The organism is Streptomyces sp. NRRL F-6492, from assembly GCF_001280125.1.
In the GTDB taxonomy this organism is placed as follows: Bacteria; Actinomycetota; Actinomycetes; order Streptomycetales; family Streptomycetaceae; genus Streptomyces.
Window position 1 is genome coordinate 1 of the sequence record NZ_LGEG01000260.1, and the last position, 13740, is coordinate 13740.

General features: G+C 70.1%; 14 protein-coding genes and 1 pseudogene. 4 read left to right on the forward strand and 11 right to left on the reverse strand.

Translation table 11 applies throughout. The features are described 5' to 3' along the window. The 6 genes from ADL08_RS30175 to ADL08_RS30200 form a co-directional block, all read right to left on the reverse strand. Positions 1 to 200, reverse strand: a 200-nt coding sequence (locus tag ADL08_RS30175) for a hypothetical protein (RefSeq protein ID WP_159048511.1), incomplete at its 3' end; no start/stop codon positions are given. A 220-nt stretch (positions 201 to 420) separates the two neighbouring features. Beyond that, entirely contained in the window at positions 421 to 744 is a 324-nt protein-coding gene (locus ADL08_RS30180; RefSeq protein WP_030210572.1) for an STAS domain-containing protein, read from the reverse strand. 189 nt (positions 745 to 933) lie between these two features. Beyond that, a complete protein-coding gene (locus ADL08_RS30185; protein ID WP_053648644.1) occupies positions 934 to 1782 on the reverse strand; it encodes a 3-hydroxyacyl-CoA dehydrogenase family protein in 849 nt (282 codons plus the stop codon). Between the two features lie 577 nt (positions 1783 to 2359). Continuing rightward, complete coding sequence (locus ADL08_RS30190) at positions 2360 to 2677, reverse strand: hypothetical protein (protein ID WP_199837117.1); 318 nt, start codon at positions 2675 to 2677, stop codon at positions 2360 to 2362. A gap of 22 nt (positions 2678 to 2699) precedes the next feature. After that, positions 2700 to 2993 (reverse strand): AbrB/MazE/SpoVT family DNA-binding domain-containing protein, encoded by a 294-nt coding sequence (locus ADL08_RS30195; protein WP_078968056.1) that lies wholly within the window; start codon positions 2991 to 2993, stop codon positions 2700 to 2702. A 135-nt stretch (positions 2994 to 3128) separates the two neighbouring features. Further along, positions 3129 to 4775 (reverse strand): hypothetical protein, encoded by a 1647-nt coding sequence (locus ADL08_RS30200; protein WP_234352316.1) that lies wholly within the window; start codon positions 4773 to 4775, stop codon positions 3129 to 3131. Positions 4776 to 5065: 290 nt separating this feature from the next. Here ADL08_RS30200 and ADL08_RS30205 point away from each other — a divergent pair, with 290 nt between their 5' ends. Then, positions 5066 to 5638 carry a cob(I)yrinic acid a,c-diamide adenosyltransferase gene (locus ADL08_RS30205; protein WP_053648586.1) on the forward strand — a complete coding sequence of 191 codons (573 nt, stop codon included), beginning with the start codon at positions 5066 to 5068 and terminating at the stop codon, positions 5636 to 5638. Here the strand turns inward: ADL08_RS30205 and ADL08_RS30210 are convergent. After that, positions 5558 to 6202: a hypothetical protein gene (locus ADL08_RS30210; protein WP_053648588.1), complete on the reverse strand. Its 645-nt coding sequence runs from the start codon at positions 6200 to 6202 to the stop codon at positions 5558 to 5560. The genes ADL08_RS30205 and ADL08_RS30210 overlap by 81 nt on opposite strands. Positions 6203 to 6426: 224 nt before the next feature. On the opposite strand from ADL08_RS30210, the gene ADL08_RS30215 reads away from it, so the two are divergent. The 3 genes and pseudogenes from ADL08_RS30215 to ADL08_RS30225 all read left to right on the forward strand — a co-directional run bounded on the left by ADL08_RS30215 (position 6427) and on the right by ADL08_RS30225 (position 10229). Next, positions 6427 to 7623, forward strand: coding sequence for a sensor histidine kinase (locus ADL08_RS30215; RefSeq protein ID WP_420709571.1), 1197 nt, complete (start codon positions 6427 to 6429; stop codon positions 7621 to 7623). After that, positions 7620 to 8273 carry a response regulator gene (locus tag ADL08_RS30220; protein WP_053648590.1) on the forward strand — a complete coding sequence of 218 codons (654 nt, stop codon included), beginning with the start codon at positions 7620 to 7622 and terminating at the stop codon, positions 8271 to 8273. Before ADL08_RS30215 ends, ADL08_RS30220 begins: the two co-directional genes overlap by 4 nt. 205 nt (positions 8274 to 8478) lie before the next feature. Next, positions 8479 to 10229: pseudogene (locus ADL08_RS30225) on the forward strand (glycosyl hydrolase family 18 protein). Positions 10230 to 10288: 59 nt separating this feature from the next. Here ADL08_RS30225 and ADL08_RS30230 read toward each other — a convergent pair. The 4 genes from ADL08_RS30230 to ADL08_RS30245 form a co-directional block, all read right to left on the reverse strand. After that, positions 10289 to 10735, reverse strand: a complete 447-nt coding sequence (locus ADL08_RS30230; RefSeq protein ID WP_053648655.1) for a DUF2550 domain-containing protein — start codon at positions 10733 to 10735, stop codon at positions 10289 to 10291. Positions 10736 to 10877: 142 nt separating this feature from the next. Beyond that, positions 10878 to 11252, reverse strand: a complete 375-nt coding sequence (locus ADL08_RS30235) for a F0F1 ATP synthase subunit epsilon (RefSeq protein ID WP_053648591.1) — start codon at positions 11250 to 11252, stop codon at positions 10878 to 10880. A gap of 112 nt (positions 11253 to 11364) precedes the next feature. Beyond that, positions 11365 to 12807 carry a F0F1 ATP synthase subunit beta gene (gene atpD / locus ADL08_RS30240; protein WP_053648593.1) on the reverse strand — a complete coding sequence of 481 codons (1443 nt, stop codon included), beginning with the start codon at positions 12805 to 12807 and terminating at the stop codon, positions 11365 to 11367. After that, the gene (locus tag ADL08_RS30245) at positions 12807 to 13724 is read right to left on the reverse strand and encodes a F0F1 ATP synthase subunit gamma (RefSeq protein ID WP_053648595.1); all 918 of its coding nucleotides are present in this window, start codon (positions 13722 to 13724) and stop codon (positions 12807 to 12809) included. The genes atpD and ADL08_RS30245 overlap by 1 nt, the downstream gene beginning before the upstream one ends. Positions 13725 to 13740 lie beyond the last annotated feature (16 nt).

Genomic DNA, 13740 nt, shown 5'->3' on the forward strand with positions numbered 1-13740 from the left:
GGTTCCCGTCCGGGCGGGCAGGGTTCGATCTCGCTGCCGTCGACGGGGTTGACGGTGAGGAGGAGCTCGCCGGAGACGACCTGGACGACGCGGGCACGCGCGGGCGTGGACGCGGGTGCGGGCACGGCGCGGCCCTGGCGGGCCTCCTCGCCCTCGGTGTCGTGACCGTACTCCTCCGACCCAGGGTTGATCGGGTCCATGGTCCTTGCCCCCAAGAAGCGGTGTGCGGGCCCGCCGGGTGGGTCGCGTCCCTGTGCGGACGGCCAAAGTGCGGGCGACCGAACCCTAGACCGTGGCCGGGCGGCCGGGAACAGTCGGGGTGCTCCCGAGACCAAGACGTCACGGTCTTGTGAGGATTGGGCGCGACCGACTGGTTCGCACCCGCCGGTCCGCACCGGTGGTCCCCCCCGGGGGCGGGGCTCAGACCCGGGGCAGCGACTCCAGGGCGAGGCCGCCCTCGATGGCGAGGATGCGGTGCAGCCGGGTGGCGACGAGGAGGCGCTGCATCTGGGGCGGCACCCCGCGCAGGACCAGGCGCCGGCCGCAGCGGCCGGCCCTCCGGTGGGCGCCCATGATGACGCCGAGCCCGGTGGCGTCCCAGGAGTCGAGCCCTGTCAGGTCGAGCACCAGGTCGCCGACTCCGTCGTCGACGGCCGAGTGGAGGACCGTACGGGCGTCCGCCGCGCTGCGGACGTCGAGGCGGCCCCCGACGACCAGCTCGACGTGGTCGCCCCTGATGTGCATATGCGCTCCCCGAGAGTGCTCCGTCTTCGCAACAACTGACTGCCGCACCGGCAGAAGCGTTGCGCCTTGTCAGCGATCCGGTACCGAAATTCACCCCACGGAGTGAGGTGGGGTGGGCGGGCCGGGAACGGTGCTCGTTCCGCGGGCCCGCGTGTCCGTACGGGCGGGGCCCCGACAGCCCCGGTCCGCTCAGTACGTGTAGTAGCCCTGCCCGCTCTTGCGGCCGATGTCACCCGCGTCCACCATCCGGCGCATCAGCTCCGGCGGCGCGAACTTCTCGTCCTGGGACTCGGTGTAGATGTTGCCGGCCGCGTTCACCAGGATGTCGATGCCGGTGAGGTCGGCGGTGGCGAGCGGGCCCATGGCGTGGCCGAAGCCGAGCTTGCAGGCGGTGTCGATGTCCTCGGCGGTGGCGACGCCCGACTCCTGGAGCTTGGCGGCCTCGACGACGAGGGCGGCGATGAGCCGGGTGGTGACGAAGCCGGCGACGTCGCGGTTGACGACGATGCAGGTCTTGCCGACGGACTCGGCGAACTCGCGGGCGGTGGCGAGGGTGGCGTCGCTGGTCTTGTAGCCGCGCACCAGCTCGCAGAGCTGCATCATCGGGACCGGGGAGAAGAAGTGCGTGCCGACGACGGCCTCGGGGCGTCCGGTCACCGCGGCGATCTTGGTGATCGGGATCGCGGAGGTGTTGGAGGCGAGGACGGCGCCGTCCTTGGCGACCTTGTCGAGCGAGCGGAAGATCTCGTGCTTGACGTCGAGGTCCTCGAAGACGGCCTCGACGATCACGTCGGCGTCCGCGACGGCTTCGAGCTCGGTGGTGGCGGTGATCCGCCCGAGCGCGGCCTCCGCGTCGGCGGCGTCCAGCTTCCCCTTGGCGACGAAGCGGTCGTACGACGCCTTGACGCCGTCGGTGCCGCGGGTCAGGGCGGCGTCGGTGACGTCACGCAGGACGACGTCCCAGCCCGCCTGTGCCGAGACCTGCGCGATCCCGGACCCCATGAGTCCGGCCCCGATGACGGCGAGCTTCCTGGCCACGATGTTCCACCCCTCCACGCCTGTTCACTTCTGGCTCTCCGGCGGAGATTAGCGGTCCGGGGCCGCCATGTGACCGCTAAGTAATGCGCGTCACGCCCTCTTTGACGGACGTCACACTCGCGACAGGCGGCGGGCGGCGATCAAAATTCCGCAGAGGGAAGGGAGCACGCCCCGCCGAACTGGCGACGCGTATGCGAAGACCTCCGGTCACTCGGTGCGGGGCGACACGTGCGGTCGATCGAAGAGCGCTCAGGAGCGGCAGCACATCCCACCACCGGGGCGCCCGTGGGGAGGAACCTCCCGAAGGCAGACCGTCACACACCACTGACCAGGTCCGGGGTGATGGCGGTCGCGCACGCGCCCCGGCCCGCAACCTCACACCCGGCGAGCGCGGCTCCGCGCCCGTGGGATGTCGAAGGTGACGAACGATCGAAGAACCGCGCCCCGGCCACATGGAGTGTGCCGAATGTCCGATCGGCGTCCGAATGCGCTTCATCGCGTCCCGCAGGACGTCTTGCCGGCCCGGTCGCGCGAGGGCCCGCCCACCGTTGTGCACGGCGGACGGGCCCTCCGTCCCTCAGGCCGGACCGGGATCGAAGATCTCGTGTCCACCGACCCGTCGCCAGATGACGTGCGGCTCACCCGCGCGGATTTCATCCGCGTACTGCCAGGTCGCACGCCCGTCGGGCGCCCAGGTCATCTCCATGACAGGACGCGCGCCTGCAGGAAGGGGCACTCCCTGGACGGGCTTGACCCGGAGGCCGGGCCGAAACCGCCCGCTGGCCACATCCGGTACGAACTTGTCCCGGACTGCCTCCTGAAACCGCGCCTTCTCCTCCGGAAGGAGCTTCTTGAAGTCGCGGTCGAAGCGAGCGGTCGTTTCGAAAGTCGGCAATAGGGCCTCCCAGAGCTCGGGGTCAGTTCTCCTTGCCGAGGTGCGCGAACATCTCATCCACGTCCTCGTGACGGGTCGTACGACCGGCCGCGACATCCTCGCTCGCTTCCCGCTCGCCCGCCTGCCACCGCTCCGTCCAGAACCACGCCTGGTCGGTGCGGATCTTCCTCAGTCCGTGGACCTCGACAACGCCGGTGTCGCTGATCTCGAACTCAAGCTCGTCACCTGGGGAGACTCCCAGCGCCTCGCGAACCCCCGCAGGCAACGTCAGCTGCCCCTTGTCGCGCACGCTGGCGTGAAATGTGGCCGCAGCCATGGGTGACCTCCCTCGTACTTCCCGTGCCTTCTACGCCTTCCAGACTACTCAGAGCTTCAAGAAAATGCGACTCTCCGAGCTTCCGACTTTCTTACACTCCACCATCGATTGAGGGGCACCCCGGCGCTCCCGCGCTCAGGTCAGGGTGTTGGGCAGATGGGGGCCGAGGTAGCCGACGTACACTAGGCCGGACCGGGGGCCGTCCTCGTAGAAGTGCAGTCGGGGTGCGACGGTGTTGCCCGAACCGATCTTCAGGTGCGCCTGCATGAAAACCACGCTGTCCGGGTGCACCTCCTTCGGTACCGGCAGCATCCGCTTCCGCGACAGCTTCTCGTCACGGGCGACGGCATCCGACTCGCGCATCGCCACCTTCGCCGCCGGGAACGGATGGCTCCGGGATCGCTCTCCCTTGCACCAGCTGAGGAAGTCACCGCCCGCACTCTCTTCGGCCGACGCCTCAGCGAAGTGGTTGAGGGCAAGGAGCCCGTCCCAGGCCACGTAGAGCCAGTTGTCCACGGACTGGCTGTCGAGATCGCGGGTGACCTTCACCTTGCCGGTGAACCGGAGGAAAGGAAGTTCGTCGAATCGGTGGAGGAGGTCGGCGAACGTCTCGGGATAGGCGATGCCCGGCGCCTCGGGGACGGCGTATGCGGCTTCGTACTGCCCTGCATCGGCCAACCTGTCCTGAAGGAAACGGACCTGCCTCTGGACAGACTGGAACTGGTCGTACAGCTCCTCGTGCTCGCCCCTGAGCTGGTCCCTCGCGAGGTCGGCCGTACCGAGGGCGGCGTTGAGATCGCTGATCTTCTTCGCCTGCACCGCCTCGGTCACCTCGGCCTCGTCGAGCATCGTCTGCAGTGTCGAGTTCTCGCCCTTCAGCTTCTCGACGTCCGAGCCGTGCGTCTGCGGGCGCGGCCGGGTGCGCAGAACGGGGAGGGACTCCAGCGCGTCCGGCAACGGCTGGCGCAGAGCCTGCTGCTGGGGAAGTGCTGCAAGGATCTTCGCCGCCCGGTGGACGCCTGCCTCGATCGTCCTGCGGGACATCACGGGGTGTCGTTGCGCATCGGGTTTCCAGGCGGGATCCATGCCCGGAAGGTACGTACGGATGCCGCCGCCGAATACGGGGTGGAACTCCAGAGCGTCGTTAAAGGCGATCAGGGCCTCGGGCGCGAGGACGTACAGCGTGGCGAGGCCGGGAAGGAACTTGAACGCCTGTTCCACGGTCGTCTCGGCCCAGCTGTCCGCATCCGTGTTGTGGGGCACACTGGCGACGACGACCGGCAGCCGCCGCTCGGTGTCGCACAGTTCCTCGATGACCTCCGGCACATCCTCCGGCTCGATGAACGTCGACTTGGCCCTCACCTCCGCAAGGCCGTCCCGGGCGTCGATCGCTTCCAGGAGGAGGCGTGCGATGCCGGGCGTGTTCGCGGCCATGGGGAACTTCCCCGGCACGGAAGGGCGGTTCTCGATGTCGACCTGGATCCAGGTGCGGCGCTGGTCGTCCCGCGGATCGGCCCGGACGACGAGGGTGGACTGCCAGGTCCCGATCTCCGGCGTCGGTGTCTCACGCATCCGCCAACGCGTGTAAGCGCCGTACCGACCGGAGGAAGACTCCTGGTCCAGGGTCACATGGGGCGCGATGTCGTTGCGGCCCTCCGCGAGCGCCGACGTGTCGTAGCGCTTCCCCTCAAGCCAGGTGTACAGCTGACGCTCGGCATGGGCGGACGTGGTGACGAAATCCTGCCGGGTCGATATCACCATGCGGTAACCGCGAGGCTCCATGGATGATCCTTTCGAAGTGGCCGATCGACGCTGATCGGCCACCTGGACGGTGCTGAACTGACCTGTGGATCGCGACGGCGCACGCGATCCGCTCCACCTGGGACGGGAAGACCACCGGCCTCGACGCGGCTGGGTAGCTGGGTGCGCACGAGCGTAGTGAGTTTCTTGCGCCCAGGGCCGTGCCTTCGACAAGAACGACACAATGCGGCCGGACCGTCCCCGACCGCTCTCGACCGTGACGGTCGGCACACGCGTGTTCCGGAGCGCGGGCGGCTGACTACGCTGGCGCCATGGTCAATCTGACGCGCATCTACACCCGTACCGGCGACAAGGGCACCACGGCGCTCGGCGACATGAGCCGGACCGCCAAGACGGATCTGCGGATCTCGGCCTACGCCGACGCCAACGAGGCGAACGCCGTGATCGGTACGGCGATCGCCCTCGGGCAGCTCGACGAGGAGGTCGTGAAGGTCCTGGTCCGCGTCCAGAACGACCTCTTCGACGTCGGCGCGGACCTCTCCACCCCGGTCGTGGAGGACCCGGCGTACCCGCCGCTGCGGGTCGAGCAGTCCTACGTCGACAAGCTGGAGGCCGACTGCGACCGCTTCCTGGCGGAGCTGGAGAAGCTGCGCTCCTTCATCCTGCCGGGCGGCACGCCCGGGGCGGCGCTGCTGCACCAGGCGTGCACGGTGGTCCGGCGGGCGGAGCGCTCCACCTGGGCGGCCCTGGAGGCGCACGGCGAGACGATGAACGCGCTGACCGCCACGTACCTCAACCGGCTCTCAGACCTGCTCTTCATCCTTGCGCGCACGGCCAACAAGGAGGTCGGGGACGTCCTGTGGGTGCCGGGCGGGGACCGCTGAGGCCTGCTCGGGGGCCTTCTCCGGAGCCTTCCCGGGCGCTTTCTTCGGCCAGATCGCGTAGCTGAGCGCGATCAGGCCGTGGATGCCGGCCGCCCGCCAGGCGACGAGGATCCAGCTCCGCAGGCCGTCGGTGTTCCCGTCGTCGCCGACGTACCGGGCCGCCAGGAGCAGCAGGCCCGAGGCGACGGCGGCGGCGGTCACCGAACCGAGCCAGACCGCGCCCTCGTGGCGGGCGCGGGCCATGCCGTACCGCGGGGGCTTCACGGGCGGCGGGGCGCCGCCGAAGCGGTGGGCGGCGTGGCCGTCGAGCCACTTCACGGTGCGGTGGCCGTGGCCGACGGTGTAGCCGATGTACAGGGCGGCGAGGCCGTGCTTCCAGCTGGGGTCGGCGCCGTTCTTGAGGTCGATCGCGGTGACGACGAGGAGCAGGACCTCCAGGAGCGGCTCGCACAGGAGCAGGGCCAGGCCCGTCCGGGGCATCTTCAGCAGGTAGCGGACGGCGAGGCCGGCGGCCAGCAGGACCCAGAAGCCGACCTCGCAGACGACGATCAGCGTGACGATCACGAGGGTTCCCCTTTCGGTTCCCCCTCAGCGTCCCGCCGGTCCGGGCCGGTTTCGTCGTCGCGGGTGACGAAACCCGTCTACATCCTTCGACGGAGGGGCGGATCGGCCCGGACGAGGAGGCCCGGGCGGGTGCGGCCGTGTTGGATGAGTACGTGACGCTCCCCCGCCCGCTGAGGCTCCCCCGTCCGGCGAGGATCCCCCGCCCGGCGAGGATCCCCCGCCCGGTGAGGATCCCCCGTCCGCACCGCTTCGACCTCCTCATGGGCTTCCTCGGGTTCTCCTGCGGACTGCTCCTGTGGTCCTTCGGGCTCCACACGACGGGCGACCGCCTCTTCGACCAGCGGTGGGCGACGCTGATCCCGCTCGCGGTGACGGCCTCGGCGGAGGCCGTGCGCCGGACGATGCCGCAGACGGCGATCACCGCCGGCACGCTCGCGCTCGTCGGCGACCAGTTCACCCACGGGAACCTGGTCACCGTCCTGATGTTCACGGACGTGGTCTACGCGGCCGTCGTGTACGGGAACCCCGCCACCGCCCGCCGGGTCCCCTACACGACCGGGCTGGTCACGGTGGCGGTGACGGTCGGCTTCCTCGTCTGGTGGCAGAACGCGATCGCCCTGCTCGTCGGGGTCGTCACGGGCATGATCTCCTTCATGCCCGCGATGACCGGCGCCGTCGTGCGCAACCACCGGGAGGCGGCGGACGCCGCGCGGCTGCGGGCCGAACAGACCGCGCTGCTCGCCGAGATGGACCGCACGCAGGCCGTGGTCGCCGAGCGGGCGCGGATGGCGCGCGAGCTGCACGACATGGTGGCGAACCACCTCTCGGCGATCGCGATCCACTCCACGGCGGCGCTCTCCCTCGACGAACCGGCCACCACCCGGCAGGCGCTCACCGTGATCCGGGAGAACAGCGTGGCGGGCCTGTCGGAGATGCGGCGGCTCATCGGCATCCTGCGGGACGGCAGCGGGGACGCCGAGCCGGCCGCCGCCCCCACGCTCGCCGGCCTGGACGCCCTGGTCGACCAGGCGCGGGCGAACGCCCGGCCGAGCGGTCTCGTCCTCGTCCTGGAGGACACCCGGGAGAGCGCGGCGGGACTGCCCGCGCCGGTGGAGCTGGCGGCGTACCGGATCGTGCAGGAGTCGCTGACGAACGCGCTGAAGCACGCGGCGCCCGGCGACGTCCGGGTGGCCCTCGCCCGGGACCGGCGCGCCCTCGCGGTCGAGGTGACCAGCCCGTACGGGGAGCGGCCGGGGCCGACCGCACCCGGCTCGGGGGCGGGTCTGGTGGGGATGCGGGAGCGGACGGCCCTGCTCGGCGGGGTCTTCGAGGCGGGTCCGGTGACGGACGGCGGGGGACGGAAACGGTGGCGGGTGCGGGCGGAGCTGCCCGTGGACCCGAGCGACGAGGAGCGGGCATGACGGTGCGGGTGGTGGTCGCCGAGGACCAGAGCGCGGTGCGGGCGGGCCTGGTGCTGATCCTGGGCAGCGCGCCGGACGTGGAGGTCGTCGGGGAGGCGGCCGACGGGGAGCGGGCGGTGGAGCTGGCGCGCGAGCTGCGTCCCGACCTGGTCCTGATGGACGTGCAGATGCCCCGGATGGACGGGGTGACGGCGACCGGGATCGTGGTGTCGGAGGGCCTCGCGGACGTGCTCGTGCTGACCACCTTCGACCTGGACGCGTACGTCTTCGGGGCGCTGCGGGCGGGGGCGGCGGGCTTCCTCCTGAAGAACGCGGAGGCCCGGGAGCTGATCGAGGCGGTACGGACGGTGGCGCGCGGCGAGGGGCTGATCGCCCCGGCGGTGACGCGACGGCTGATCGCGGAGTTCGCCGCGTCCGGGCGGCCCTCCCCGTCGTCGCGGGGGACGGACCCCGCCGTCCTGGACGCGCTGACGCCCCGGGAGCGGGAGGTGCTCTCGGCGCTCGGCGGGGGGCTGTCGAACGCGGAGATCGCGGTACGGCTCGACATGGCGGAGGCGACGGTGAAGACGCACGTCAGCAAGGTACTGGGGAAGCTGGAGCTGCGGAGCCGGGTCCAAGCGGCCGTTCTCGCAAGGGAGTTGGGGGTGTAGGGGAGGGTACCGACTTTGGTCTGGACCTCTTGACGATTGGTCCAGACCTTCCTACGCTCGCGGGGCGCGCGCATCTCCACGGACCACCCCCACCCCGTCCGCAACTTGAGGAGCACCGTTGAGCACTCAAGCACCGACGCGCAGAGCAGGGTTCAGACACCGGGCCGCTGCCGGTCTGACCGCCCTCGTCCTGCCCCTGGCCGCCATGGTCGGCCTCGCCACCCCCGCCGAAGCGGCCACCTCGGCCACGGCCACCTACACCAAGACCCAGGACTGGGGCTCCGGCTTCGGCGCCAACTGGACCGTCAAGAACACCGGCACCACCACCCTGACCTCCTGGACCGTCGAGTGGGACTACCCCGCCGGCACCTCGGTCACCTCCGCGTGGGACGCCTCCGTCACCAGCTCCGGCACCCACTGGACCGCCAAGAACGTCGGCTGGAACGGCACCCTCGCCCCCGGCGCCTCCGTCTCCTTCGGCTACAACGGCGCGGGTCCCGGCGCGCCCACCGGCTGTAAGATCAACGGCGCTCCGTGCGACGGCTCCACCCAGCCGGGCGACAACCCGCCCTCCGCCCCCGGCACCCCGGTCGCCTCGAACGTCACGAACACCTCGGCCAAGCTCACCTGGACCGCGGCCACCGACGACAAGGGCGTCAAGAACTACGACGTGCTGCGCGACGGCACGAAGGTCACCACCACCACGGCCCTCACCTACACGGACACGGGCCTGACCGCCGGCACCGACTACGGCTACACGGTCGTCGCCCGCGACACCATCGACCAGACCGGCCCCGCCGCCGGACCCGTCGCGGTGCGCACCACCGGCGGCCCGGACGTCCCGCCGCCGCCGAACGCGGTCAAGCTGGGCTACTTCACCAACTGGGGCGTCTACGGGCGCAACTACCACGTGAAGAACATCGTGACCTCGGGCTCCGCGTCCAAGATCACGCACATCAACTACGCCTTCGGCAACGTCCAGGGCGGCAAGTGCACCATCGGCGACTCCTACGCCGACTACGACAAGGCCTACACCGCCGACCAGTCGGTCGACGGCGTCGCCGACACCTGGGACCAGCCGCTGCGCGGCAACTTCAATCAGCTGCGCAAGCTGAAGAAGGCGTACCCGAACATCAAGGTCCTCTGGTCCTTCGGCGGCTGGACCTGGTCCGGCGGCTTCGGCCAGGCCGTGCAGAACCCGACCGCCTTCGCCCAGTCCTGCTACGACCTGGTCGAGGACCCGCGCTGGGCCGACGTCTTCGACGGCATCGACCTGGACTGGGAGTACCCCAACGCCTGCGGGACACCAGCGGCCCGGCCTCCTTCAAGAACATGATGCAGGCCATGCGCGCCAAGTTCGGCGCCAACAACCTGGTGACCGCGGCCGTCACGGCCGACGGCTCCGCCGGCGGCAAGATCGACGCCGCCGACTACGCCGGCGCCGCCCCGTACTACGACTGGCTCAACGTCATGACGTACGACTTCTTCGGCGCCTGGGACGCCAAGGGCCCGACCGCCCCGCACTCCCCGCTGACCTCGTACGCCGGCATCCCGCAGGCGGGCTTCAACTCCGCCGACGCGATCGCCAAGTTCAAGGCGAAGGGCGTCCCGGCCAAGAAGCTGCTGCTCGGCATCGGCTTCTACGGACGCGGCTGGACCGGCGTCACCCAGTCCGCCCCCGGCGGCACGGCGACGGGCGCGGCGCCCGGCACGTACGAGGCGGGCATCGAGGACTACAAGGTCCTCAAGAACACCTGCCCGTCCACCGGCACCGTCGCCGGCACGGCCTACGCCCACTGCGGCACCAACTGGTGGAGCTACGACACCCCGGCCACGGTCACGTCCAAGATGGGCTGGGCCAAGGGCCAGGGCCTGGGCGGAGCCTTCTTCTGGGAGTTCAGCGGTGACACCACCAACGGCGAGCTGGTCGGCGCGATCAACAGCGGCCTGAGCTAGCCCGTACGACGACGAAGGGCGGGGGACGGCGCAGCACGCCGTCCCCCGCCCCTCTCGTCCTAGGCCACGTTGACCCTCTGCCCGGGAGGCGCCGCCTCCAGCCAGGCCATGAAGCCCGTCCGGGCGTCCTCGCTCATCGCGAGCTCCAGGCGGACGCCCTCGTACATACAGGGCTGGATCACCGCGTCCGAGAGCAGCGCGAGCTCCTCCTCGCCCTCCGGGGTCCGGCGCTCCAGGGCCACGATGGAGGAGCGCTCCAGGACCCGGCGCGGACGGGGCGCGTACGAGAAGACGCGGAACCAGGCGATCTCGTCACCGCTGTAGCGGGCGACGCCGTACACCCAGCCCTTGCCGGCCGGATCCGGCTCGTCGGGAACGTTCCAGCGCAGCGAACAGTCGAACGTCCCGCCGGCCTTCTGGATCAGTCTCCGGCGCAATCCGAAGACGAAGAGCCCGATCACCACCAGTGCGACGACCAGGCCGCACACGAGCAGAGCGAGGAACATCTTCACCGACCTCCTCGCTGCGTCCCGTAGCCGGGCCAGCCGGCAGAACCGAATACAACCTGCACCTGCATCGCCTCAGCCGCGGCACGGTCTGGAAAATTCCAGCCGTGCCGCGGCTGAGGGCACTACTCCGCGCGGACCGTCAGCGGACCGCTACCGCGCGCAGCCGGACATCGGCGCGCCGCTCGGCGGCGGCGTCGGAGTCCGACTTCGCGCGCTCCAGCGCGCGCTCGGCGCGCTGGGCGTCGATCTCGTCCGCCAGCTCGCAGACCTCCGCGAGCAGGGACAGCTTGTCGTCGGCGAACGAGATGAATCCACCGTGGACGGCGGCGACGACGGTCGCGCCCTCGCTCGTACGGATGGTCACCGGGCCCGACTCCAGCACACCGAGCAGCGGCTGGTGGCCGGGCATGACGCCGATGTCGCCGGAGGTGGTACGCGCGATGACCAGGGTGGCCTCGCCGGACCAGACACTCCGGTCCGCGGCGACCAGCTCGACGTGCAGCTCAGCAGCCAAGGGTGGCTCCTCGGGTCACCACCCGGCGGTCGTGCCGGGTGTTGGGGTCAATTCTAGGGGGCGTGGAGAGGGGGGCGGGACGGATCCCGCCCCCCTCGGGCGAGCACGGGGCTCAGGAGACGCCGAGCTCCTTGGCGTTCTTCTTGAGGTCCTCGACGCCACCGCACATGAAGAAGGCCTGCTCGGGGAAGTGGTCGTACTCCCCGTCGCAGATCGCGTTGAACGCGGCGATCGACTCGTCGAGCGGAACGTCCGAACCGTCCACACCGGTGAACTGCTTGGCGGCGTGGGTGTTCTGCGACAGGAAGCGCTCGACGCGGCGCGCGCGGTGGACGACGAGCTTGTCCTCCTCGCTGAGCTCGTCGATGCCGAGGATCGCGATGATGTCCTGGAGGTCCTTGTACTTCTGCAGGATTCCCTTGACGCGCGTGGCGGCGTCGTAGTGGTCCTGCGCGATGTAGCGCGGGTCCAGGATCCGGGACGTGGAGTCCAGCGGGTCCACGGCCGGGTAGATGCCCTTCTCGGAGATCGGACGGGAGAGAACCGTCGTCGCGTCGAGGTGGGCGAAGGTGGTGGCCGGAGCCGGGTCGGTCAGGTCGTCCGCGGGGACGTAGATCGCCTGCATCGAGGTGATCGAGTGACCGCGGGTCGAGGTGATGCGCTCCTGGAGGAGACCCATCTCGTCGGCCAGGTTCGGCTGGTAGCCCACCGCGGAGGGCATGCGGCCGAGCAGGGTCGACACCTCGGAACCGGCCTGGGTGAAGCGGAAGATGTTGTCGATGAAGAACAGCACGTCCTGCTTCTGCACATCGCGGAAGTACTCCGCCATGGTCAGACCGGCGAGGGCCACGCGCAGACGGGTGCCCGGGGGCTCGTCCATCTGGCCGAAGACCAGCGCGGTCTTGTCGAGAACGCCGGCCTCCTCCATCTCGACCATGAGGTCGTTGCCCTCACGGGTGCGCTCGCCGACGCCCGCGAAGACCGAGACGCCGTCGTGCAGCTTGGCCACACGGACGATCATCTCCTGGATCAGAACGGTCTTGCCGACACCGGCACCACCGAACAGACCGATCTTTCCACCCTTGACGTACGGGGTGAGGAGGTCGACGACCTTCAGGCCGGTCTCGAACATCTCGGTCTTGGACTCGAGCTGGTCGAAGGCCGGGGCCTTGCGGTGGATCGTCCAGCGCGGCGCGTCGGCCACGGTGGAGGCGTCGGCGTTCAGCACCTCGCCGAGCGTGTTGAACACACGGCCCTTGGTGACGTCGCCGACGGGCACCGTGATGCCCGTGCCGGTGTCGGTCACCGGGGCCTGGCGGACCAGGCCGTCGGTGGGCTGCATCGAGATGGTGCGGACGACGCCGTCACCGAGGTGCTGGGCGACCTCGAGGGTCAGCGTCTTGGTCGCACCCTCCACGGCCGGGTCCGGAACCTCGACGTTCAGCGCGTTGTAGATCTCCGGCATCGCGTCGACGGGGAACTCCACGTCGACGACCGGGCCGATGACCCGGGCGACGCGGCCCGTGGCGGCGGCCGTCTCAACAGTGGTCGTCATTACTTGTCACTCCCCGCGGTCGCGTCGGCCAGGGCTGCGGTGCCACCGACGATCTCGCTGATTTCCTGGGTGATTTCGGCCTGGCGGGCCGCGTTGGCAAGTCGGGAGAGGTTGTTGATCAAGTCTCCCGCGTTGTCGGTCGCCGACTTCATCGCGCGGCGCGTGGCGGCGTGCTTGGAGGCAGCCGACTGGAGCAGCGCGTTGTAGATCCGGCTTTCGACGTACCGGGGCAGCAGGGCGTCGAGGACGTCCTCCGCCGACGGCTCGAAGTCGTACAGCGGACGGAGCGTGCCCGTGTCGCCGGCCTCCTTCGCCACCTCGTCGAGGCTGAGGGGCAGCAGCCGGGCCTCGACCGCCGTCTGCGTCATCATCGAGACGAACTCGGTGTAGACGATGTGGAGCTCGTCCACACCACCCTCGGCCGTGTCCTTCTCGATCGCCTCGATCAGCGGCGCCGCGATCGTCTTGGCGTCGCCGTACGACGGCTGGTCCGTGAACCCGGTCCACGAGCCGGCCAGCTTCCGCTCACGGAAGTTGTAGTGCGCGATGCCACGGCGGCCGACGACGTAGATCGTGACCTCGCGGCCCTCGCCCTCCAGCTTCGCCGTGAGCCTCTCCGCCGCCTTGATGGCGTTGGAGTTGAAGGCACCGGCCAGGCCGCGGTCGCTCGAGAGGAGCAGGACCGCGGCGCGGACGGGGTTCTCCGCCTCGGTGGTCAGCGGGTGCTTGTCGTTCGCACCCGTGGCCACCGCCGTGACCGCGCGCGTCAGCTCGGTCGCGTACGGAGTCGACGCCTGCACCTTGCGCTGCGCCTTGACGACACGCGAGGCGGCGATCATCTCCATCGCCTTGGTGATCTTCTTCGTCGCGGTGACGGATTTGATGCGACGCTTGTAGACCCGGAGCTGCGCTCCCATGAGTCAGGTCCCTTCC

Bases quoted from the DNA above. Each gene is read 5' to 3' on its own strand.
- ADL08_RS30180 (WP_030210572.1), bottom strand. From the start codon at position 744: ATGCACATCAGGGGCGACCACGTCGAGCTGGTCGTCGGGGGCCGCCTC.
- ADL08_RS30195 (WP_078968056.1), bottom strand. From the start codon at position 2,993: ATGGCTGCGGCCACATTTCACGCCAGCGTGCGCGACAAGGGGCAGCTG.
- ADL08_RS30200 (WP_234352316.1), bottom strand. From the start codon at position 4,775: ATGGAGCCTCGCGGTTACCGCATGGTGATATCGACCCGGCAGGATTTC.
- ADL08_RS30205 (WP_053648586.1), top strand. From the start codon at position 5,066: ATGGTCAATCTGACGCGCATCTACACCCGTACCGGCGACAAGGGCACC.
- ADL08_RS30220 (WP_053648590.1), top strand. From the start codon at position 7,620: ATGACGGTGCGGGTGGTGGTCGCCGAGGACCAGAGCGCGGTGCGGGCG.
- ADL08_RS30230 (WP_053648655.1), bottom strand. From the start codon at position 10,735: ATGTTCCTCGCTCTGCTCGTGTGCGGCCTGGTCGTCGCACTGGTGGTG.
- atpD (WP_053648593.1), bottom strand. From the start codon at position 12,807: ATGACGACCACTGTTGAGACGGCCGCCGCCACGGGCCGCGTCGCCCGG.
- ADL08_RS30245 (WP_053648595.1), bottom strand. From the start codon at position 13,724: ATGGGAGCGCAGCTCCGGGTCTACAAGCGTCGCATCAAATCCGTCACC.